General features: G+C 68.1%; 21 protein-coding genes. 14 read left to right on the top strand and 7 right to left on the bottom strand.

What is annotated here, in order from left to right; genetic code table 11:
- Positions 1-96: 96 nt before the first annotated feature.
- The 9 genes from dusB to hflX all read left to right on the top strand — a co-directional run bounded on the left by dusB (position 97) and on the right by hflX (position 11,480).
- Positions 97-1,101 carry a tRNA dihydrouridine synthase DusB gene (gene dusB, locus M9945_RS22410; protein ID WP_367946305.1) on the top strand — a complete coding sequence of 335 codons (1,005 nt, stop codon included), beginning with the start codon at positions 97-99 and terminating at the stop codon, positions 1,099-1,101.
- Positions 1,098-2,231 carry a nitrogen regulation protein NR(II) gene (locus M9945_RS22405; RefSeq protein ID WP_367946304.1) on the top strand — a complete coding sequence of 378 codons (1,134 nt, stop codon included), beginning with the start codon at positions 1,098-1,100 and terminating at the stop codon, positions 2,229-2,231. Before dusB ends, M9945_RS22405 begins: the two co-directional genes overlap by 4 nt.
- A complete protein-coding gene (gene ntrC / locus M9945_RS22400; RefSeq protein WP_367946303.1) occupies positions 2,228-3,688 on the top strand; it encodes a nitrogen regulation protein NR(I) in 1,461 nt (486 codons plus the stop codon). The genes M9945_RS22405 and ntrC overlap by 4 nt, the downstream gene beginning before the upstream one ends.
- A gap of 114 nt (positions 3,689-3,802) precedes the next feature.
- Complete coding sequence (locus tag M9945_RS22395) at positions 3,803-6,052, top strand: ATP-binding protein (protein ID WP_367946327.1); 2,250 nt, start codon at positions 3,803-3,805, stop codon at positions 6,050-6,052.
- The gene (locus M9945_RS22390) at positions 6,042-7,403 is read left to right on the top strand and encodes a sigma-54-dependent transcriptional regulator (protein ID WP_367930862.1); all 1,362 of its coding nucleotides are present in this window, start codon (positions 6,042-6,044) and stop codon (positions 7,401-7,403) included. Before M9945_RS22395 ends, M9945_RS22390 begins: the two co-directional genes overlap by 11 nt.
- A 13-nt stretch (positions 7,404-7,416) precedes the next feature.
- A complete protein-coding gene (trkA, locus tag M9945_RS22385) occupies positions 7,417-8,793 on the top strand; it encodes a Trk system potassium transporter TrkA (RefSeq protein ID WP_367946302.1) in 1,377 nt (458 codons plus the stop codon).
- A 60-nt stretch (positions 8,794-8,853) separates the two neighbouring features.
- The gene (locus M9945_RS22380) at positions 8,854-9,717 is read left to right on the top strand and encodes a D-amino-acid transaminase (protein WP_367946301.1); all 864 of its coding nucleotides are present in this window, start codon (positions 8,854-8,856) and stop codon (positions 9,715-9,717) included.
- A gap of 134 nt (positions 9,718-9,851) precedes the next feature.
- Complete coding sequence (hfq, locus tag M9945_RS22375; protein WP_367930865.1) at positions 9,852-10,094, top strand: RNA chaperone Hfq; 243 nt, start codon at positions 9,852-9,854, stop codon at positions 10,092-10,094.
- A 96-nt stretch (positions 10,095-10,190) separates the two neighbouring features.
- Positions 10,191-11,480 carry a GTPase HflX gene (gene hflX, locus M9945_RS22370; RefSeq protein ID WP_367946326.1) on the top strand — a complete coding sequence of 430 codons (1,290 nt, stop codon included), beginning with the start codon at positions 10,191-10,193 and terminating at the stop codon, positions 11,478-11,480.
- A gap of 160 nt (positions 11,481-11,640) precedes the next feature.
- On the opposite strand, the gene mazG is transcribed toward hflX, so the two are convergent.
- Positions 11,641-12,477 carry a nucleoside triphosphate pyrophosphohydrolase gene (gene mazG / locus M9945_RS22365; RefSeq protein WP_367946300.1) on the bottom strand — a complete coding sequence of 279 codons (837 nt, stop codon included), beginning with the start codon at positions 12,475-12,477 and terminating at the stop codon, positions 11,641-11,643.
- Positions 12,478-12,559: 82 nt separating this feature from the next.
- A complete protein-coding gene (locus tag M9945_RS22360) occupies positions 12,560-13,738 on the bottom strand; it encodes an acyl-CoA dehydrogenase (protein ID WP_367946299.1) in 1,179 nt (392 codons plus the stop codon).
- Between the two features lie 133 nt (positions 13,739-13,871).
- Here M9945_RS22360 and M9945_RS22355 point away from each other — a divergent pair, with 133 nt between their 5' ends.
- On the top strand, positions 13,872-14,765 hold the full coding sequence (locus M9945_RS22355; RefSeq protein ID WP_367946298.1) for a LysR family transcriptional regulator: 894 nt from the start codon (positions 13,872-13,874) through the stop codon (positions 14,763-14,765).
- A gap of 7 nt (positions 14,766-14,772) precedes the next feature.
- On the opposite strand, the gene M9945_RS22350 is transcribed toward M9945_RS22355, so the two are convergent.
- Positions 14,773-15,975, bottom strand: coding sequence for a winged helix-turn-helix domain-containing protein (locus M9945_RS22350; RefSeq protein WP_367946297.1), 1,203 nt, complete (start codon positions 15,973-15,975; stop codon positions 14,773-14,775).
- Between the two features lie 46 nt (positions 15,976-16,021).
- Positions 16,022-16,819, bottom strand: a complete 798-nt coding sequence (locus M9945_RS22345; protein WP_367946296.1) for an enoyl-CoA hydratase-related protein — start codon at positions 16,817-16,819, stop codon at positions 16,022-16,024.
- A gap of 117 nt (positions 16,820-16,936) precedes the next feature.
- Here M9945_RS22345 and cysE point away from each other — a divergent pair, with 117 nt between their 5' ends.
- The 4 genes from cysE to M9945_RS22325 all read left to right on the top strand — a co-directional run bounded on the left by cysE (position 16,937) and on the right by M9945_RS22325 (position 19,658).
- A complete protein-coding gene (gene cysE / locus M9945_RS22340) occupies positions 16,937-17,758 on the top strand; it encodes a serine O-acetyltransferase (RefSeq protein ID WP_367946295.1) in 822 nt (273 codons plus the stop codon).
- 139 nt (positions 17,759-17,897) lie between these two features.
- On the top strand, positions 17,898-18,107 hold the full coding sequence (locus M9945_RS22335; RefSeq protein WP_367930871.1) for a DUF3126 family protein: 210 nt from the start codon (positions 17,898-17,900) through the stop codon (positions 18,105-18,107).
- 91 nt (positions 18,108-18,198) lie between these two features.
- Positions 18,199-19,185 (top strand): heparan-alpha-glucosaminide N-acetyltransferase, encoded by a 987-nt coding sequence (locus tag M9945_RS22330; protein ID WP_367930872.1) that lies wholly within the window; start codon positions 18,199-18,201, stop codon positions 19,183-19,185.
- Positions 19,182-19,658 carry an isoprenylcysteine carboxylmethyltransferase family protein gene (locus tag M9945_RS22325; protein ID WP_367946294.1) on the top strand — a complete coding sequence of 159 codons (477 nt, stop codon included), beginning with the start codon at positions 19,182-19,184 and terminating at the stop codon, positions 19,656-19,658. Before M9945_RS22330 ends, M9945_RS22325 begins: the two co-directional genes overlap by 4 nt.
- A gap of 24 nt (positions 19,659-19,682) precedes the next feature.
- Here the strand turns inward: M9945_RS22325 and M9945_RS22320 are convergent, their stop codons facing one another.
- The 3 genes from M9945_RS22320 to M9945_RS22310 form a co-directional block, all read right to left on the bottom strand.
- A complete protein-coding gene (locus M9945_RS22320; RefSeq protein WP_367930874.1) occupies positions 19,683-20,069 on the bottom strand; it encodes a MerR family DNA-binding transcriptional regulator in 387 nt (128 codons plus the stop codon).
- Between the two features lie 155 nt (positions 20,070-20,224).
- Complete coding sequence (gene mgtE / locus M9945_RS22315) at positions 20,225-21,583, bottom strand: magnesium transporter (protein ID WP_367946325.1); 1,359 nt, start codon at positions 21,581-21,583, stop codon at positions 20,225-20,227.
- Positions 21,584-21,806: 223 nt separating this feature from the next.
- Positions 21,807-22,334, bottom strand: coding sequence for a gamma carbonic anhydrase family protein (locus M9945_RS22310; protein WP_367930875.1), 528 nt, complete (start codon positions 22,332-22,334; stop codon positions 21,807-21,809).
- Positions 22,335-22,364: the final 30 nt, after the last annotated feature.

Below are 22,364 nucleotides of genomic sequence, written 5' to 3'. Positions count from 1 at the left end.
TCGGCGCCGGGCCGGAAACGGCTCATTTCGCAGTTGCACAAAACGGCGATACTGTCTATCAATTAGGCACAATGATCTCCTGCATGGTTCTTGTGCATGAATGATGTCCGTCGCCTCGCGACCCCGCTGCGCCTCGGCAGGATCGAGATCCCGAACCGCGTCTTCCTCGCGCCGATGTCGGGTGTCACCGACGAGCCGTTCCGCGCGCGGGCGGTGAAGCACGGCGCCGGCCTCGTCGTCTCCGAGATGGTGGCGAGCGGCGAGCTGGCCAAGGGTCGGCGCAATTCCGCCCTGCGCATCCGCCGGCCGGACGTTCCGGTCCATGTCGTCCAGCTTGCCGGGCGCGAGGCGGGGTTCATGGCCGAGGGCGCGCGCATCGCGGCGGGCGAGGGCGCCGACATCGTCGACATCAACATGGGTTGCCCGGCCAAGAAGGTGACGGGCGGCTATTGCGGCTCGGCGCTGATGCGCGACCCCGACCACGCGCTGTCGCTGATCGAGGCCGTCGTCGGCGCGGTCTCCGTGCCGGTCACGGTCAAGATGCGGCTGGGGTGGGACCATGACAGCCTCAACGCGCCCGAGATCGCCCGCCGCGCCGAAGCGGCGGGCGTCGCCATGGTCACCGTCCACGGCCGCACGCGCAACCAGCTCTATAACGGCCGCGCCGACTGGCGCGCCATCCGCGCGGTCAAGGAGGCGGTATCGGTCCCCGTCGTCGCCAACGGCGACGCCGGCACGCTGGCCGACGCGGCCTGCATGCTGGAGCAGTCCGGCGCCGACGCGATCATGATCGGCCGCGCCCATTACGGCGCGCCATGGCTCGCGGGGCGAATCGCGGCAGAGGCCGCCGGTAGCAGGTTGGCTTTGGAAAACGAGATTTCCGATTATGTCATAGGCCATTACGAAGATATGCTGGTGCTTTACGGAAGCGTTCAGGGTGTGCGTCACGCGCGAAAACATCTCGGCTGGTATCTCGACCGCCACGCGCCGCAAACGCCGCCGGAGCTGCGCCGGGCGGTCATGACCGCCCTCGAGCCGACGACGGTGATCGCCGCCCTGCGCGCGGCCTTCGCGGCGCGCGACATGAGGAGCGCGGCATGAGCGCGGCGCTTCCGGCAGGCTTCAACCCGGCCAACATCGTCCTCGACACGATCCGCCATCCGGTGATCATGGTCGCGCCGGACGGGCGCGTCGCCTTCGCCAATGCCGAGGCCGAGGATTTCTTCCGCTCCAGCGCCGCGGTAATGGCGCGGGGCGGGCTGGAACGCTTCGTGCCTTTCGGCAGCCCGCTGCTCACGCTGATCGACCAGGTGCGCGAGCGGCAGGCGCCGTTCAACGAATACCGCGTCGACATCTCCTCGCCGCTGCTCGGCGGCGAGAAGCTGGTCGATCTCTATGTCGCGCCGGTCGCCGAGCTGCCCGGTTATGTCGTCGTCCTGTTCCAGGAACGTTCGATGGCCGACAAGATCGACCGGCAGATGACGCATCGCGGCGCGGCGCGCTCGGTCTCCGGCCTCGCCACGATGCTCGCGCACGAGATCAAGAACCCGCTCTCCGGCATCAGGGGCGCGGCGCAACTGCTTGAATCCGTTGTCTCCGACGAGGACCGGGCGCTGGCACGGCTCATCACCGACGAGACCGACCGGATCGTCGCGCTGGTCGACCGCATGGAGGTGTTCTCCGACGAGCGGCCGATCGACCGCCGCCCGGTCAACATCCATGTCGTGCTCGACCATGTGAAGGCGCTGGCGCGCAACGGCTTCGCCAGCAAGGTTCGCATCGTCGAGGATTACGACCCGTCGCTGCCGCCGGTCCACGCCAATCGCGACCAGCTCGTCCAGGTGTTCCTCAACCTCGTCAAGAACGCCGCCGAGGCGGTCTCCGGCCGGCAGGACGGCGAGATCGTGCTGTCCACCGCCTTCCGCCCCGGCATGCGACTGTCCGTGCCGGGAACGCAGGACCGCGTGTCGCTGCCGCTGGAGTTCTGCGTCCACGACAACGGGCCGGGCGTGCCGGACGATCTGATGCCGATCCTGTTCGACCCGTTCGTCACCACCAAGCAGAACGGCTCGGGGCTGGGGCTGGCGCTGGTCGCCAAGATCGTCGGCGAGCATGGCGGGGTCATCGAATGCGACTCCTCGCCGCGCGGCACGACGTTCCGCGTGCTGATGCCGGCATGGAAGGAACCGAGGCCCGGCGGCGACGGGACCCGGCAAGGAGAGGCGACATGAGCATGCGCGGCAACATCCTGATCGCCGACGACGACGCGGCGATCCGCACGGTCCTGAGCCAGGCGCTGTCGCGCGCCGGCCACGAGGTGCGCGCCACGTCGAGCGCCGCGACCCTGTGGCGCTGGGCCGCCGCCGGCGACGGCGACCTCGTCATCACCGACGTCGTCATGCCCGACGGCAACGCCTTCGACCTCCTGCCGCGCATCCGCCGGGCGCGGCCCGACCTGCCGGTCGTGGTCATGAGCGCGCAGAACACCTTCATGACCGCGATCCGCGCCTCGGAGGCGGGCGCCTACGAATATCTGCCCAAGCCCTTCGACCTCACCGAGCTGACCGGCATCGTCAACCGCGCGCTCGCCGAGCCGCGCCGCCAGCACGGCATCGAGCAGCGCGGCGACGAGGCGGCCGAGCAGATGCCACTCGTCGGCCGCTCGGCGGCGATGCAGGACATCTACCGCCTGCTCGCCCGGCTGATGCAGACGGATCTCACGGTGATGATCACCGGCGAATCCGGCACCGGCAAGGAGTTGGTGGCGCGCGCGCTCCACGAATACGGCCGCCGCCGCGCCGGCCCCTTCGTCGCCATCAACATGGCGGCGATCCCGCGCGACCTGATCGAATCCGAGCTGTTCGGCCACGAGAAGGGCGCCTTCACCGGCGCGCAGAACCGCTCCACCGGCCGCTTCGAGCAGGCCGAGGGCGGCACGCTGTTCCTCGACGAGATCGGCGACATGCCGATGGAGGCGCAGACCCGGCTCCTACGCGTGCTCCAGCAGGGCGAATACACCACCGTCGGCGGGCGCACGCCGATCCGCACCGACGTGCGCATCGTCGCCGCCACCAACAAAGATCTGCGCACCCTCATCAACCAGGGCCTGTTCCGCGAGGACCTGTTCTACCGGCTGAACGTCGTGCCGCTGCGCCTGCCGCCGCTGCGCGAGCGCGCCGAGGACGTGCCGGACCTCGTGCGCCATTTCTTCCGCCAGGGCGAGAAGCACGACGGGCTCCAGCCCAAGCGCATCTCGCCGGCCGGGATGGAGCTTCTCAAGCGCTATCCGTGGCCCGGTAACGTGCGCGAGCTGGAAAACCTCGTGCGGCGGCTCGCCGCGCTCTACCCGCAGGACGAGATTTCCGCCGAGCTGATCGAGCAGGAGCTGCGCGGCTCGGGCGCCGCGCCGCCGTCGCCTTCCGTCGGCGGGCTCGCCGAGGAGCTGACGATCAGCCAGGCCGTCGAGCGCCATCTCCAGCGCTACTTCGCCAGCTTCGCCGGCGAATTGCCGCCGCCCGGCCTCTACCAGCGCGTGCTGGAGGAGGTCGAGTACCCGCTGGTGCTCGCCGCCATGACGGCGACGCGTGGTAACCAGATCAAGGCCGCCGAGCTTCTGGGCCTCAACCGCAACACCCTGCGCAAGAAGATCCGCGAGCTCGGCGTCAACGTCTATCGCGCGGCCAGATAGGGCTTCCCGGCGGTTGTCCCGGCCGGCTGCTTGTTGCAAATTCGCCACAATGCGTTGCATAGATGTCACGCACGATGGACGGGCAGTGATTTCATGACGTTGCAGATGCCTGCAATGGCGGACCGGACGCTGGAAAACGGCGCGCAGGCGACGGGCGAGGGGCGCAGGCTCCTGGCGCTGCCCGGCATCGCCGCGATCGTCGGCGCGCTGATCACCGCTGGCCTCTCCTTCGCCGTGCTGATGGGCGTCACGCCCATCGACCCGGACTACACGACCACGCTGACGCTGATCGGCCTGAACCTCGCCTTCATCCTGCTGCTGATCGCGCTCATCACGCGCGAGATTCACCGCATCGTCATGGCGCGGCGCACCGGCAAGGCGGCCGCGCGGCTGCATATCCGCATCGTCGCGCTGTTCTCGCTGGTGGCGGCGATTCCGGCGCTGATGGTCGCGATCATCGCCTCGGTCACGCTCGACATCGGCCTCGACCGCTGGTTCGAGATCAGGACCAAGGTCATCATCAACTCGTCGCTGTCCATCGCCGAGGCCTACGTCAACGAGAACGCCCGCAACCTTCAGGACACGACGCTGTCGATGGCCTACGACCTCGACGCCAACCGAACGCTCTACGGCCTCGACCGCACCGGGTTCCGCGCCCGCATGAGCCAGCACCTCGTCGGGCGCGGGCTCGACCACGCGGCGCTGATCCGCGGCGACGGCTCATCGATCATGCAGGCCGATTCGCAGGCCGACTTCCCGATGCCGGCCCCGCCCATCGAGGCCGTGCGCACCGCCGGCGACGGGCTGCCGGTGCTGATCGAGCCGCGCATCCGCAACATCATCGGCGCCATCGTCAAGCTGCGCGAGATCGACGACGCCTATCTCTACACGATCCGTGCCGTCGACCCCGAGGTCATCAAGGCGCGCCAGATCGTGCGCGCCAACACCGACGAGTACCGCGCGCTGGAAAGCAACCGGCTGACCACGCAGGTCGCCTTCGCGCTCGCCTATCTCGGCGTGACGCTGATCGTCGTCCTGTCGGCGATCTGGACCGGAATCGCGCTCGCCGACCGGCTGGTGCGGCCGATCCGCCAGCTGATCGGCGCAGCCGACGAGGTCGCGACCGGCAATCTCAACGTCGCGGTGCCGGTGCGCGCCTCCGACGGCGACGTCGGCTCGCTCGCCGACACCTTCAACAACATGATCCTCGAGCTGAAGTCGCAGCGCAACGAGCTGATCGGCGCCAAGGACCTGATCGACGAGCGCCGGCGCTTCTCCGAGGCGGTGCTGTCCGGCGTCACCGCCGGCGTCATCGGCGTCGAGCGCGACGGGGCGATCTCCATCGTCAACCGCTCGGCCGAGCGCATGCTGGCGATCCGCGGCGACGCCGCCCTCGGCCGGCGGCTGCCCGAGCTGCTGCCGCATATCGGCCGCGTCTTCGAGATCGCCCGCGAGACCGGCCGCGAGGTCTATCGCGAGCAGGTCACGTTCTTCCGTGGCGGGTCCGAGCGCACCTTCGACGTGCAGGTGACGCTGGAGGAGGCGGGCATCGGCGACGGCGGCGAATCCTATGTCGTCACCGTGGACGACATCACCGACCTCGTCTCGGCGCAGCGCTCGTCCGCGTGGGCGGATGTCGCCCGCCGCATCGCCCACGAGATCAAGAACCCGCTGACGCCGATCCAGCTTTCGGCCGAGCGCATCCGCCGCCGTTTCGGCGGCGTCATCACCGAGGACCGCGAGGTCTTCGAGCAATGCACGCAGACCATCATCCGGCAGGTCGGCGACATCGGCCGCATGGTCGACGAGTTCTCCGCCTTCGCGCGCATGCCCAAGCCCGACATGCAGACGATCGACCTGCGCGAGCCGCTGCGCGAGGCCTCCTTCCTCGTCGAGGTCAGCCGCCCGGACATCGCCTTCACGCGCGATCTCGGAGCCGAGGCGCTGACCGGGACCTTCGACGCGCGGCTGCTCTCGCAGGCGTTCGGCAACCTGATCAAGAACGCCTCCGAGGCCATAGAGGCCGCCGAGCGCGAAAGCGGCGCCAAGGGAGAGATCCTGATCCGCGCGGCGCGCCGCGGCGGCGACATCGTCGTCGAGGTGATCGACAACGGCAAGGGCCTGCCGCGCGAGAACCGCCAGCGGCTGCTCGAGCCGTACATGACGACGCGCGAGAAGGGCACCGGGCTCGGGCTCGCCATCGTCAAGAAGATCGTCGAGGACCATGGAGGCCGGCTGGAGCTGCACGACGCGCCGGAGGCGTTCCATGGTGGGCGAGGGGCCATGATCCGCATCGTTCTGCCGGCCGCATCGGCCGCGGGAGCGAACGGCAGGAAGAGTGAAAAGGCAGAAAATGGCGTCTGACATTCTGATCGTTGACGACGAAGAGGACATCCGCGAGCTGGTGGCCGGCATCCTCGGCGACGAGGGCCACGAGACCCGCACGGCCCACGACGCGGACAGCGCCCTCGCATCGATTTCCGAGCGCGTGCCGCGCCTCGTCTTCCTCGACATCTGGCTCCAGGGGTCGCGCCTCGACGGCCTCGAATTGCTCGACGAGATCAAGAAGCTCTATCCGGGCCTGCCCGTGGTCATGATCTCCGGCCACGGCACCATCGAGACCGCGGTTTCCGCGATCCGGCGCGGCGCCTACGACTTCATCGAAAAGCCCTTCAAGGCCGACCGGCTGATCCTGATTGCCGAGCGGGCGCTGGAGACCTCGAAGCTGCGCCGCGAATTGTCCGACCTGAAGAAGCGCAGCGGCGAGACCTTCGACCTGATTGGCAATTCGAGCGCGATGAACCAGTTGCGCCAGACCATCGAACGCGTCGCGCCGACCAACAGCCGCATCATGATGATCGGCCCGTCGGGTTCGGGCAAGGAGCTCGCCGCCCGCGCCATCCACGCGCTGTCGACGCGCCGCACCGGCCCGTTCGTCACCGTCAGCGCCGCCTCGATCACGCCCGAGCGCATGGAAATCGAGCTGTTCGGCACCGAGGGCAACGACGGCGAGCGCAAGGTGGGGGCGCTGGAGGAAGCCCATCGCGGCATCCTCTATCTCGACGAGGTCGCCGACATGCCGCGCGAAACGCAGGCGAAGATCCTGCGCGTTCTCGTCGACCAGCAGTTCGAGCGCGTCGGCGGCGCGCGCCGCGTCAAGGTCGACGTGCGCATCATCTCCTCGACCGCGCAGAACATCGAGACCCTGATCCGGCAGGGTCGGTTCCGCGAAGACCTCTATCACCGGCTCGCCGTCGTCCCGGTCGTGGTGCCGGGCCTGTCCGAGCGGCGCGAGGACATTCCCTATCTCGTCGACCACTTCATGCGGCAGGTCGCCAACCAGGCCGGCATCAGGATGCGCCGCATCGGCGACGACGCGCTCGCCGTGCTCCAGGCCCACAACTGGCCGGGAAACGTCCGCCAGCTGAAGAACAACATCGAGCGCCTGATGATCCTCGCCCGCGCCGACGATGTCGACACGCCGATCACCGCCGACCTCCTGCCGCAGGAGATCGGCGACGTGATGCCGCGCGCGCCGAACCAGTCGGACCAGCACATCATGGCCCTGCCGCTGCGCGAGGCGCGCGAGCTGTTCGAGAAGGAATACCTGCTCGCCCAGATCAACCGCTTCGGCGGCAACATCTCGCGCACGGCCGAATTCATCGGCATGGAACGCTCGGCGCTCCACCGCAAGCTGAAATCTCTGGGCGTCTAGAAGAGGGGCGACAATGCGCGTCATCATCTGCGGGGCGGGGCAGGTCGGATACGGCATCGCCGAGAAGCTCGCCTCGGAGAAGAACGACGTCTCCGTCATCGACGTCTCGCCCGATCTGATCCGCAACGTGCGCGACACGCTCGACGTGCGCGGCTTCGTCGGCCACGGCTCGCACCCGGACGTGCTGGCCGCCGCGGGCGCGGAATCGGCCGACATGCTGATCGCCGTCACCCTGTTCGACGAGGTCAACATGGTCGCCTGCGAGGTGGCGAACTCGCTGTTCAACGTGCCGACCAAGATCGCCCGCATCCGCTCCCAGGCCTATCTGCAGCCGCACTACATGGACCTGTTCTCGCGCGACCACATGGCGATAGACGTCATCATCTCGCCGGAGCTGGAGGTCGGCGAGATGGTGCTGAAGCGCATCGCCATGCCGGGCGCCACCGACGTGGTCGCCTTCGGCAACGGCAAGATCGCCATGGTCGCCATCGAGTGCCTGGAAGAATGCCCGATCGTCGACACGCCGCTGATGCAGCTGACCGAGCTGTTCCCGGACTTGAACGCCACCGTCGTCGGCGTCTCGCGCGCCGGCAAGCTCACCGTGCCGCATTCGGCCGACCAGCTCCAGGCCGGCGACCTCGCCTATGTCGTCGCCGCCAAGGACCATGTGCGGCGCACGCTCGGCCTGTTCGGCCATGACGAGCAGGAGGCGACGCGCATCGTCATCGCCGGCGGCGGCAATATCGGCCTCTACGTCGCCCGCACCATCGAGGATCGCAAGGGCCGCACGCGGGTCAAGATCGTCGAGGCAGACCGCGAGCGCGCCGCCAACGCCGCCGAGGAGCTGGACAGGACGGTCGTGCTGCGCGGCAGCGCCCTCGACCAGAAGATCATGATGGAGGCGGGAATAGCCGACGCCGACCTGATGATCGCGCTGACCAACGACGACCAGGTCAACATCCTGTCCGGCGTGCTGGCCAAGCGCCTGGGCTGCAAGGCCAACATGGCGCTGCTCAACAACCCCGCCTATCACGAGTTCGCCGACTCGCTCGGCATCGACGCCTTCGTCAACCCGCGCGCGGTGACGATCTCGCGCATCCTCCAGCACGTCCGGCGCGGGCGCATCCGCGCCGTCCATTCCGTGCAGCAGGGCGCGGCCGAGGTGATCGAGGCCGAGGCGCTGGAGACCTCGCCCCTCGTCGGCCAGCCGCTGCGCGACCTCGACCTGCCGGAAGGCATGCGCTTCGGGGCGATCCTGCGCGGCGGCGCGGTGCTCAACCCCGACGGCTCGCTCGTCATCAAGCCGAAGGACCGGGTGGTGATCTTCGCCCGCGCCAACGTGGTGCGCCAGGTCGAGCAGATGTTCCGCGTCAGCCTCGAATTCTTTTGACAGGCGCGCCTCGCGGCTGGCATGCCGCGACGGGACGAGCAGGAGCCGGAGAGGGGACCCATGCCGCGCATTGCCTATGTCAACGGGCGCTATCTGCCGCACGCGAGGGCCGGCATCCATGTCGAGGACCGCGGCTACCAGTTCGCCGACGGCGTCTACGAGGTCTGCCAGATCGCCGGCGGCACGATCATCGACATCACCCGCCATCTCGACAGGCTGGACCGCTCGCTGGGCGAATTGCGCATGAGCTGGCCGATCGCCCGGCGCGCGCTGGAGGCGGTGATCGCCGAGACCGCGCGCCGCAACCGGGTGCGCGACGGGATGGTCTACATCCAGGTCACGCGCGGGGCCGCGCCGCGCGATCATGTCTTCCCGCCCGAGGGCACGCGCCCGTCGCTGGTGGTGACGGCCAAGCGCATCGACCCGGCCAAGGCCGAGGCGCGCGCGGCGGCCGGAGTCAAGGTCGTCACCGTGCCCGACAATCGCTGGCAGCGCGTCGACATCAAGACCGTCGGCCTCCTGCCCAACGTGCTCGCCCGCCAGCAGGCGAAGGAGGCGGGCGCCGGCGAGGCGTGGTTCGTCGACGCGCAAGGCATGGTCACGGAAGGCGCGGCCACCAACGCCTGGATCGTCACCGGCGACGGCAGGCTGGTGACGCGCCACGCCGACTTCTCCATCCTGCGCGGCGTCACCCGCACGACGCTTCTCGAGGCGGCGGCGAGGCTCGGGCTTACGGTCGAGGAGCGCGCCTTCTCGGTCGACGAGGCCAGGGAAGCGGCCGAAGCCTTCATCTCCGGCGCGACGACGGTGGTGACGCCCGTCATCGCCATCGACGGCGCGCCGGTGGGCGACGGCAGGCCCGGCAAGACCGCTCTTGCGCTGCGCGCGACATTTTTTGACGTTGCGGAAAAGATGCCAGCCTGATAACCGCGAAGCGTGTGCGCATGACGACTCGTTTGTTTACGTTCGGATGGAACGTTGGTCTGCGCGCTTGACAGGGCAGGGCCGAATAGGCGCTATTAACCGCACACCGTTGGGATCGGCGAAAGACAAGAAAAATGGCGGAACGGACGCAAAATCTCCAGGACGTGTTCCTGAATTCTGTTCGCAAGAGCAAGAACCCTCTTACGATCTTCCTCGTCAACGGCGTCAAGCTCACGGGCGTGGTCACGTCGTTCGACAATTTCTGCGTCCTGCTGCGCCGCGACGGTCATTCGCAGCTTGTCTACAAGCACGCGATCTCGACGATCATGCCGAGCCAGCCGGTCCAGCTTTTCGACGTTGAAGACAAGGACGCCTGATTGAAGCGATCCGCACGGGCAGGAGGCGCGCCACGCCAGCCTGAAAAGGCAGGCGGCGATCCCGCCGGCGGCAGCGCCGCGACCGCGCGCGCCGCGATCATCGTTCCCGTCCTCACCCGCCAGCCGCGCACCAGCGCCGAGGATGCACGCCCGCGCATGACGCGCTCGCCGCAGGCGCGGCTCGACGAGGCGGTCGGCCTCGCCGGCGCCATCGAGCTCGATGCCGTCCTCGCCGAAATCGTCACCGTGGCGGACCCACGGCCGGCGACGCTTCTGGGCACCGGCAAGCTCGACGACCTCGCGGCCATCGTCAAGGAACGCGAGATCGAGCTCGTCTTCGTCGACCACCCGCTGACGCCGGTGCAGCAGCGCAACCTCGAGAAGACGCTCAATGCCAAGGTGCTCGACCGCACCGGCATCATCCTCGAGATCTTCGGCCGGCGCGCCCGCACCCGCGAGGGCGCGCTCCAGGTCGAGCTCGCCCATCTCGAATACCAGCGCGGCCGCCTCGTCAGGAGCTGGACCCACCTCGAGCGCCAGCGCGGCGGCGCCGGCTTCCTCGGCGGCCCCGGCGAAACCCAGATCGAGGCCGACCGGCGCATCCTCCAGGACAAGATCGTCAAGCTGAAGCGCGAGCTGGAAACCGTGCGCCGCACCCGCGACCTGCACCGGGCCAAGCGGCGCAAGGTGCCGTATCCGATCATCGCCATCGTCGGCTACACCAATGCCGGCAAGTCGACCCTGTTCAACCGCATGACCGGCGCGGGCGTGCTGGCCGAGGACATGCTGTTCGCGACGCTCGACCCGACGTTGCGGCGCGTGCGCCTGCCGCACGGCACGCTCGTCATCCTGTCTGACACGGTGGGCTTCATCTCCGACCTGCCGACCCATCTCGTCGCCGCCTTCCGCGCGACGCTGGAGGAGGTGGTCGAGGCCGACCTCGTCATCCACCTGCGCGACATCTCCGATCCCGACACGGCGGCGCAGGCCGAAGACGTGACGCGCATCCTGCGCGATCTCGGCGTCGACGCGCAGGACGAGAAGCGGGTGATCGAGGTCTGGAACAAGGTCGACCTTCTCGATCCGTCCGACCGCGAGCGTCTGCTCGAAACCGGGGGCGGGCGCCCGCCCGTGGCGATCTCGGCGGCGACGGGCGAAGGGGTGGACAAGCTCGCCGCACTCGTCGAGGAACGCATCGCCGGCACGCTGGCGACGGTGAAGGTGCGCCTCTCGCCGGAACGGGCCGGCGAGGTCGACTGGCTCTACCGCAACGGCGACGTGCTGTCGCGCAAGGACCGCGACGACGGCGGCGTCGACCTGACCATCCGCGCGACGGAAGCCGTGCGCGACGACATCACGGCGCGCTTCGGCAAGAGCGCGCGGTAGGCGGAAACGCCGCCCCCTCACGGCCCTTCGGGCCACCTCTCCCCAGAGGGGAGAGGAAAAGCTGCCGCGATTTGCTTGTCCAGCTTGGGCTTTCCTCTCCCCTCTGGGGAGAGGTGGCGAGCGTAGCGAGCCGGTGAGGGGCGGCGCTGCCTTCGCCGTGCTATTCTCCCTTCTTCGCCTCCTGCCACTTCGCCTCCATCTCGTCGAGGCTGGCGTCATCCAGCGTCCGGCCCTCGGCCGTCAGCGCGGTTTCGACATGGTGGAAGCGGCGGGCGAACTTGGCGTTGGTGCGGCGTAGCGCGTCCTCGGCATCGATGCCGAGATGGCGGCCGAAATTGACCAGCGCGAACAGGACGTCGCCGAACTCATCGGCGATCTTGTCCCTGCCGGTTTCGTTGTCCGTCTCGCCCATCGCTTCCCGCAGCTCGCCGATCTCCTCCTCGATCTTGTCGAGGATCGGCCGCGCCTCCTTCCAGTCGAAGCCGACGCGGGCCGCCTTCTGCTGGAGCTTCAGCGCCCGCGTCAGCGCCGGATGCGCGTGCGGGATGCCATCGAGAAAACCCTTGCCGTGGTCTTCCGGCGAAAGGCCGCGCGCCAGCCGCGCCGCGCGCTTCTCGGCCTTTTCCTCGGCCTTGATCCTTTCCCACATGCCCTTGGCCATGCCGGCCGAGCGCGCCGCTTCATCGCCGAAGACGTGGGGGTGGCGGCAGATCATCTTTTTCGTGATCGCCTCGACCACGTCGGGGAAGGCGAACTCGCCTTGTTCCTCAGCCATCCGGGCGTGGAACACGACCTGAAGCAGCAGGTCGCCGAGCTCGTCGCGCAGATCGTCCATGTCGACGCGCTCGACGGCGTCGGCCACCTCGTAGGCTTCCTCGATCGTGTAGGGGACGATGGTGGAGAAATCCTGCTCCACGTCCCACGGACAGCCGGTGTCGGGGTGGCGCAGCGCGGCCATGATTTCGAGGAGCCGCGAAATGTCCCTGGACGGAACCATGAAAAAAACCTCTCGGGAAGCGAACGGTCCCGAGAGGTAGAGGCAGATGGCGGCGATGTCTATCGCCGCATGAGACAAGCGATCAGAAGAACGCCTGGATGCCCGTCTGCGCCCGGCCGAGGATCAGCGCGTGGACGTCATGCGTGCCCTCATAGGTGTTGACCGTCTCGAGGTTCTGCGCGTGGCGCATCACGTGGTACTCGACCTGGATGCCGTTGCCGCCGTGCATGTCGCGGGCCTGCCGGGCGATGTCGAGCGCCTTGCCGCAATTGTTGCGCTTGACGAGCGAGATCATCTCGGGCGCGAACCTGCCCTCGTCCATCAGCCTGCCGACGCGCAGGGACCCCTGAAGGCCGAGCGCGATCTCGGTCTGCATGTCGGCGAGCTTCTTCTGGTAGAGCTGAGTGCCGGCGAGCGGCTTGTTGAACTGCTTGCGGTCGAGGCCGTACTGGCGGGCGCGGAACCAGCAATCCTCGGCCGCGCCCAGCGCGCCCCAGGAAATGCCGTAGCGGGCGCGGTTCAAGCAGCCGAACGGACCCTTGAGGCCCGATACGTTGGGCAGCAGCGCATCCTCGCCGACCTCGACATTGTCCATCACGATCTCGCCGGTGATCGAGGCGCGCAACGAGAGCTTGCCGCCGATCTTCGGCGCGGAGAGGCCCTTCATGCCCTTTTCCAGCACGAAGCCACGGATCTGGTTGTCATGCGCGGCCGATTTCGCCCACACCACGAACACGTCGGCGATCGGCGCGTTGGAGATCCACATCTTGGAGCCGGTGAGGCGGTAGCCGCCCGCGGTCTTCTCGGCACGGGTCTTCATGCCGCCGGGATCGGAGCCGGCATCCGGCTCGGTCAGGCCGAAGCAGCCGATGAACTCGCCGGAAGCGAGCTTCGGCAGGTACTTCTTGCGCTGCTCCTCGCTGCCATAGGCGAAGATCGGATGCATGACGAGCGAGGACTGGACGCTCATCATCGAGCGGTAGCCCGAGTCGATGCGCTCGACCTCGCGCGCGACCAGCCCGTAAGAGACGTAGCCCGCGGCCGCGCCGCCATATTCCTCGGGAATGGTGACGCCGAGGAGGCCGGCCTCGCCCATCTCGCGGAAGATGGCTGGGTCGGTCTTCTCGTCGAGATAGGCGTCCTGCACGCGCGGGGCCAGTTTCTCGGCGGCGAAGGCGGCGGCCGAGTCGCGGATCAGCCGCTCGTCCTCGGTCAACTGGTCGTCGAGCAGGAACGGATCGTCCCACGCGAACGGCTTCATGCCTGAATCGGCTCCGGCCATAATCGTCTTCCTCCATCTCGGGTTTCGCCATCGCCCTAACACGTGGCGAAGCCCGCCGCCAGCAAGCAATAATCGCATGGTAATGAGGATTACTCATGATACAGTCGCGGTCATGCGCTACGCTTATATCCCGACGATCAACGAGCTCCACGCCTTCTGCGCCTGCGCCCGCACCGGCTCGGCGACACGCGCGGCGAGCGAATTGAACCTGACGCAGAGTGCGGTCAGCCGCTCGCTCGGCACGCTGGAGGACCGGCTGGGCGTCAGGCTGTTCCACCGGGTCAAGCAGCGGCTGGTGCTGTCGGAGGCCGGACGCGCCTTCCGCCGCGAGGCCGACGGCATCCTCGCCGATCTCGGCCAGGCGGCGATGACGGTGATGGCGTTCGGCGGCCATTCCAAGGTGCTGCGCCTTGCCGTCCTGCCCACCTTCGCCAAGATCTGGCTGACGCCGCGGCTGAAGGATTTTCGCGCGCTCGTGCCCGAAATCACCTTCGACATCGTCTCGCGGCTGGAGCCCGTCGATTTCGAGGCCGATCCGTTCGACGCCGCCATCCAGCGTTCCGACATGCTGCCGGCCAATGCCGAGCTGGTGCCGTTGATGGACGAGCGGCTCGTCGTCGTCGCCGCGCCGGGCCTCACGGGCGCGCGCGGCGGGCTGGCCGACGGGGAGCTGGCGCGCCTGCCGCTCCTGCAGCAGACGACGCGGCCGAACCTGTGGCTCGACTGGTTCCGCGACGCCGGGATCGACGCGCGCTCGGTGCTGCGCGGCGACCGCTTCGAGCAGTTTGACATGGTCATCGTCGCCGCCATCTCCGGGCTCGGCATCGCGCTGGTGCCGGAGGTGCTCGCCGAGGGCGAGATCGCCGCCGGGCGGCTGGTGCGGGCCTCGGAACGGCGGCTGGTGGTCGGCGAGCCCTATTCGCTGATCTATCCGGCCCGCAGCGCCGAGATCGCCGGCTTTGCCGCGTTCCGCGACTGGCTGGCCGGATTCGGCCCGGCGACGTGAACGTCACTTATGACAGTCGCAGCCAGTCGTCGGCGAAGTCGATCCGGCCGAGACCGGCGAAGCGGCGCAGCCGCTCCAGCTCGGCCCCGAGCTTGGCGAGCAGCGCCTTCGACGGCTTCACGCCCGCTTCCGGCCAGAACGCGCGCACGACGAGCGCGTCGCGCTCGCGCTCGGCCTTGACGTCGATGCGCCCGGCCATGCGCTCGCCGCGCAGCACGGGATAGACGTAGTAGCCATATTGCCGCTTCGCCTCCGGCACGAAGATCTCGATGCGGTAGGAGAAGCCGAACAGCCGCTCCATCCGCGCCCGGTCGCGCATCAGCGGGTCGAACGGGCTGACGATGCGCACCTTGTCGGGCGGGGCAGGGGCATCGAGCGCGGCCTCGGCCATGCCGGGCAGGGCGAAGGCGGCGCGCGGCTTGCCCCCGTCGACGGTCTCGACCCTGACCGGCGTCAGCTCGGCGCGGTTCCGCGCGATCCATTCGTCGACCTCCTGCGGCGTCAGCAGCGCCCAGAAGCCGGCGATCTCGCCGCGCGTGGCGAAGCCGAGACGGGTCAGCGCCTGCCGGCAGGCCCAGTCGACGAACGCGTCGTGATCGACCTCGGCGGAAAAATGCTCCGGCGGGATGACCCGCTCCGCAAGGTCGTAAACCTTCTGGAAGCCCTCGCGCCGGGCGATCGCCAGTTCGCCGGTGCGCCACATATATTCGAGCGCCGCCTTGGACGGATGCCAGTCCCACCAGCCGCTGCCCGGCTTGTCGCCCTCGAAGTCGCGCGCCATCGCCGGGCCGTCGCGGGCGATGCGGTCATTGACGCGGGCGATGTCGAGGTCGAAATCCTCGGCCCCGAAATGGCTTTTCCAGCGGCTGCGCAGCCGCGCCTTCTCCCGGGCGAAGCGATGCTTCCAATAGGGAAAGAAGCTCGCGGGGATGATCGAGGCGTCATGCGTCCAGTTCTCGAACAGGCTCCTGTCCTTCTCGATGAGTGCCGAAAGGTCCGTTCGGCGATAGCCCGTACCGCGCGAGAACAGGATGTGGTGATGCGCGCGCTCCAGCACGTTGACGCTGTCGACCTGGACGAAGCCGAGGTCGTTGATCGTGCGCAGCAGCTGCGGCCGGCGCATCGCGCCCCCGGTGCCCCCTGTGCCGCCGCCGAGGCCGCTGAGCGCGATGAGGTGATGGCGGGCCTTGAGGTTGGGAATCGTCGTCATGGCCTTAAGCTATGCGATGTTCCCTTTATGTACACCCGAAAACCACTCAGCAACCGCGAAAGCGGGCAGGGCGCTTTTCGCGGAAGGCGGCGCGGCCCTCGGCGTAGTCGGCGCTCTCGAACGTGATGTCGCCGAGGGTCGAGGCGTGGACGGCATCGGCCGGGTCGGCGCTCAGGACGGCGCGGATCGACGCCTTGGACGCGCGGATCGAAAGCGGCGCGTTGGCGGCGATGGTCGCGGCGAGCTCGTCGGCGCGCGCGAAAAGCCCGCCGGTCTCGACGATCTCGAGCAGGAATCCGGCATCGAGCGCGGCCCGCGCGTCGAGGCGGGCGGCTGAATAGGTCATGTATTTCGCCACCTGCGGCCCGACCGCGTGGACGATGTCGGCCATGGCGTCGACCGGATAGGCGAGGCCGAGCTTCGCCGCCGGCACGCTGAACAGGGCCTCAGTCGAGGCGATCCGGATGTCGCAGCCGGTGGCAATGCCGAAGCCGCCGCCGAAGCAGATGCCGCCGATGGCGGCGATGGTCGGCACCGGGCAGTCGCGGATCGCGGCGAAGGCGGCCGAATTCTCCGCCTCGTAGCGGCGCGCGCTCTGCGCATTGCCGCGCACGGTCTCGAACTCGCCGATGTCGGCCCCGGCGCAGAAATCGCCGCCCGCGCCGCGCAGGACGACGGCGCGCACCGACGCGTCCCCGGCAAGGCCGTGGAACAGCACCGCCATCTCGCGCCACATGCCTTGAGTCATCGCGTTCTTGCGTGCAGGGCGGTCGATGGTGAGGGTGACGACGCCGTCGCCGCGATCCGTTTTCAGGAAACCCGTTTGCCCGTTTTCGCTGATCATCGCTGCATCGATCCTATTGAAAGCACGTTAAACAAAATGCGGTTTGGTTGACTGCGGTTTTGGATTATGGTTCGCCCTGCGCGGAAGCAAGGCGTTTGAGCGAGAAGGAAGCACCCGATGAGCGGCGCAAACGCGGCCAGGCACAATTCGGTCAAGCCGGTCGACCCGATCTGGAGCGCGGTGAGGCGCGAAGCGACGGAAGCGGTGGAGAACGATCCGCTGCTCGCCGCCTTCCTCTATGCCACGGTGCTCAACCACGACAGGCTGGAGGACGCCGTCATCCACCGCCTCGCCGAGCGGCTCGACCATCCCGACCTCGGCGCCGACCTGATCCGCCAGACCTATCAGGCGATGCTGCGCGACGAGCCCGAATGGGGCACGACGGTGCGCATCGACATCCAGGCCTATTACGACCGCGACCCGGCCTGCGACCGCTTCCTGATGCCGATCCTCTATTTCAAGGGCTTCCACGCCATCCAGACCCATCGGCTCGCCCATTGGCTGTGGAACAACGGACGCAAGGATTTCGCGCTCTACCTGCAAAGCCGCTCCTCGGCCATCTTCCAGACCGACATCCACCCGGCGGCCCACATGGGCAAGGGCATCTTCATCGACCATGCCACCGGCCTCGTCATCGGCGAGACGGCGCGGGTGGGCGACAACGTCTCCATCCTCCACGGCGTCACGCTCGGCGGCACTGGCAAGGCGGCGGGCGACCGCCACCCCAAGATCGGCAACGGCGTGCTGATCGGGGCGGGCGCGACGATCCTCGGCAACATCGAGGTCGGTTTCTGCTCGCGCGTCGCGGCGGGCTCGGTGCTCCTGCAATCGGTACCGAACAACCGCACCGTCGCCGGCGTGCCGGCGCGGATCGTCGGCGAGACGGGCTGCGACGAGCCCTCGCGCGCCATGGACCAGCTCCTGAGCGGCGAAGGCTGAGCCGGCTGCTCTGGCGCCGGGCATGGCCCCGTGGATCGCCCCGTACGCGGGGTGCGAAAGGCCGCGCGCGGGGTTTACATGGCCGCGCAAGGCATGCCACATGCGCCCTCCGATCATCCAGCCGCCCCGGAGAACAGGTTTGAAACCCGACGAAATCAGGAAGCTCGACGCCTACTTCAAGCGTACGTTCCAGAACCCGCAGCTTCAGGTCAAGGCGCGGCCGCGCAAGGACGATTCGTGCGAGCTCTATCTCGGCGAGGAGTTCCTCGGCATCATCTTCAAGGACGATGACGACGGCGACCTGTCCTACAATTTCTCGATGGCGATCCTCGACGTCGACCTCGAATAGACGGGCCTGCCAGCCGCCCGCGCCGCATTTGGCGGGCGGCGGCGCTTTCGTGCTATGGATCGGCCGGTGGCGCGTTCTTTCGAGTCGGTGAATGCCTGTGCAGCGATCCACGAGCGGCAGACCGCGCCTTGACGTCATCGACCTTTCGCGCGGCGTCGCGCTCGTCGCGATGGCGATCTACCACTTCGCCTGGGATCTCGAATTCTTCGGCTACGCGCCGCCGGGCATGACCGCCGAGGGCGGCTGGAAGCTGTTCGCCCGCTGCATCGCCTCGAGCTTCCTCTTCCTCGTCGGCGTCAGCCTGTGGCTGGCGCATGCGCGCGGGATGCGCTGGCGCCCGTTCCTGAAGCGGCTCGCCATGGTCGCCGCCGCCGCTGCCGCGATCTCGCTGGCGACATGGCTCGCCGTGCCGGGCGGCTTCATCTTCTTCGGCATCCTTCACCAGATCGCGCTCGCCAGCCTCCTCGGCCTCGCTTTCCTGCGCCTGCCGGCATGGGCGACGCTCATTGTGGCCGTGCTGGTCGCCGCCGCGCCGCATTTCCTGCGCAGCGATTTCTTCGACCATCCGGCCCTGTGGTGGGTGGGGCTTTCGAGCGCCAATCCGCGCTCCAACGACTATGTGCCGCTGTTCCCGTGGTTTTCGGCGGTGCTCACCGGCATCGCCGCGGCGCGCATCGCCGATAAGGCCGGCCTGTTCGCCCGGCTGGGCGACGTTTCCCTGTCCGGCTGGTCGCGGCCGCTGCGCTTCGCCGGCCGCCACAGCCTCGCGGTCTACCTCATCCATCAGCCGGTGCTGATCGGCGCGCTCTGGCTATTCGCGCAGGTCGCGCCGGCCGGCGAAGCGCAGCGCGAGACGCAGTTCACCCGCGCCTGCGCCGTGCAATGCGAGGCGACGCACGACGCCGCTTTCTGCGGCCATTACTGCCTCTGCGTGCTGGGTGACCTCTCGGCGGAAGGGCTGTTCGACGAGGTCTATGCCGGCACGCAAGGGCCGCAGGCGACAGCGCGCTTGCATGAGATCGTCTCGGCATGCACTTTCGAGGCGGAAACGTCCGGCGCGCAGGAGGAGGGGCAATGAGCACGATCGACGACAGGCCGAACACGCTTCCCTGGCCGCCGATGATCTACGTGGCGGCCGCGGCGCTCGCCCTCATCCTCAACTGGCTCGTTCCGCTGCCGTGGATTCCGGGCCCCTTCGGCGAGTTCCTGTTCGCGGTCGGCTGGCTGGTAGTCGCCGGCGCGCTCGCCATCGATGTCGCCGCCATGCGCGCGATGCGCCGCGCCCGCACCACGATCATGCCCAACAGGGGGAGCGATCATCTGGTGGTGAGCGGTCCGTTCTCCTTCACCCGCAACCCGATCTATGTCGGCAACACCATGCTGATGATCGGCATCGGCCTGATCGCCGGGATCGTCTGGTTCCTGCTGCTGGCGCCGGTCGCCGCCTACGCGACGACAAAGCTCGCCATCGAGCGCGAGGAGCGGCATCTCGAAGCCCGCTTCGGCAAGAAGTATCGCGATTACCGCAAGAAGGTGCGCCGCTGGATATGAGGAGCGGAAGGCGCGTCGCCGCTCTCAGGTGTTGACGCCCAGCTCCACCAGCCGCTCGACGCAGGCTTCCTCGGCATTGTCGAGCTCCGCCAGCGTCTCCTCAAGATCGCGGCGCTTCTGGCGCAGGTCGTCGCGCTTCTCCTCGATGCGCTTGATCATGAGCTTCAACTGGCCGACCTCGCCGGGCGGCTCGCGGTACATCTGGATGATCTCGCGGATCTCGTTGATCGAGAAGCCGAGGCGCTTGCCGCGCATGATCTGCTTGACGAGGTGCCGGTCGGACGGGCGGAACAGCCGCGTGCGCCCGCGCCGGACCGGGGCGATCAGCCCCTCGTCCTCGTAGAAGCGCAGCGTGCGCGTCGAGATGTCGAACTCGCGGGTGAGTTCGGTGATGGTGTAATATTCCCGCATGGCGGCATCCCGTCATGAATCTGTTACACGATTTGGCACGGCATTTACGTAAAAGTCAATTCGCACGTTGCCGGAAGGGAAATGGGCGGGGGATAAGGCGCGCGGCAGGGCGGTGAGGCGCGGCGCGAAGGTCGAAATCCGGCAGCCGCGGCCCGTCACATCAGGCCGAACCACCAGGTCGCGAGGCCGAGGAAGGCGAAGAAGCCGACGACGTCGGTGATCGTGGTGACGAACACGGCCGAGGCCACGGCCGGGTCGGCGCCGAAGCGGTCGAGCAGCAGCGGGATCAGGATGCCGGCGAGCGCGGCCACCAGCATGTTGATGACCATCGCCGTGGCGATGATGCCGCCCAGATGCGGATTGTCGAACCACAGGCCGGCGACGATGCCGATCAGCGTGGCGAAGATCGCCCCGTTCAGCAGGCCGACGCCGATCTCGCGGCGGATGATGCGCCCGGCATTGTAGATGTCGAGGTCCTTGGTGGCGAGCGCGCGCACCGTCACCGTCATCGTCTGCGAGCCGGCGTTGCCGCCCATGCCGGCGACGATGGGCATCAGGATGGCGAGCGCCACGATCTCCTGGATCGTGGCGTCGAACAGGCCGATCACCGAGGCGGCGAGGAAGGCCATGACAAGGTTGACCATCAGCCACGGCACGCGCGAGCGCGCGGCGGCGAGCACGGTGTCCGACAGCTCCTCGTCGCCGACGCCGCCGAGGCGCATCAAATCCTCCTCGGCTTCCTGCTGGATGACGTCGACCACGTCGTCGATGGTCAGCACGCCGACGAGGCGCTCGTTCTCGTCAACCACGGCGGCCGAGAGAAGGTCGTACTGCTCGAATTCGTGCGCGGCGTCCTCCTGGTCCATCGTCACCGGGATCGCATGTCGCGTCTCGTGCATGATGTCCTCGATCTTCACGCCGCGCTGGGTGCGCAGGATGCGATTGAGGTCGACGGCCCCGAGCAGGCGGAACGTCGGGTCGATGACGAAGATCTGGCTGAAGGTGTCGGGGAGGTTCCTGTCCTCGCGCATGTAGTCGATGGTCTGGCCCACGGTCCAGAACGGCGGCACCGCGACGAACTCGGTCTGCATGCGCCGGCCGGCGCTCTCGTCGGGATAGTCGAGCGCGCGGCGCAGCCGAATGCGCTCGGTGAACGGCAGCCTGGCGAGGATCGCCTCGCGATCCTCGTCGTCGAGGTCCTCGAGGATGTAGACCGCGTCGTCGGAATCGAGCTCCTGCACCGCCTGGGCGATCTGGTCGTCGGGCATGGACTCGACGATGTCGAGGCGGATCGCCTCGTCGACCTCGGTCAGCGCCGAGAAGTCGAAATCCTTGCCCATCAGCTCGACGAGGGCGTGGCGCTGCTCCGGCAGGAGCGCCTCGAGCAGGTCGCCGACTTCCGATTCGTGCAGCGCGCCGACGTCGCGGCGCAGCGTCAGCGTGTCGCGATCCGCGATCGCCGCGCCGATATGGGCGAGGAAAGCGGAGCGCACCACGCCGCTGTCGTCGTAGATGGTGTTCGCCGCTGCCTCGCTTGCGGCGCTGCCGTCGTCGCGGGGAGGGGTGTCCGATCCGGGCGGCGGGTCATGCGGTTCGTCCAAGATCGCCTCCCTTGCCGGTTCGGTTCAAGCTATTGGTTCAGGCCACTAGCCCGAGTTGATGACGAACGCAAAACGATTCGCGCCGGTTTTCGCTCCAGCAACGCCTTATGTGTCGCACAGGTTGCGGATGCTCGCCTCAGACGGCGGCGAGACCGGCCCTGAAGCGCCTGGCGTTGCCGGCATAGCCGAGCGCCGACATCTTCAGCCGCTCGGCCGAGGCGGCGTCGAGCTCGCGCACCGCGCGCGCCGGCGAGCCGACGATCAGCGAGTTGTCGGGGAACACCTTGCCCTCGGTTACGAGCGCGCCGGCCCCGACGAGGCAGTTGTTGCCGATCTTCGCGCCGTTGAGGACGATGGCGCCCATGCCGATCAGCGTGTTGTCGCCGACCGTGCAGCCATGCAGGATCGCCCGGTGGCCGATGGTGCAATTCTCGCCCACGGTCAGGGGAAAGCCCATATCCGTGTGCATCATGGTGTGCTCCTGCACGTTGGAGCTGGCGCCGATGGTGATTCTCTCATTGTCCCCGCGCAGCACCGCGCCGAACCAGATGCCGACGTCGCGGCCGAGCGAGATCTTGCCGATGACATGGGCATCGGGGGCGATCCACACGCTATCGGGATCGTCGAGATGCGGCGCAACCCCGTCGAGCGAATAAACCGGCATGTCCTGTCCTCCTGTTCGGCTGCCTGAAGC

This window comes from Aquamicrobium sp., assembly GCF_023954335.1.
Classification (GTDB): domain Bacteria; phylum Pseudomonadota; class Alphaproteobacteria; order Rhizobiales; family Rhizobiaceae; genus Aerobium.
Note: the sequence above shows the minus strand (reverse complement) of the source record. Positions and strands in the feature narration are given on the sequence as shown.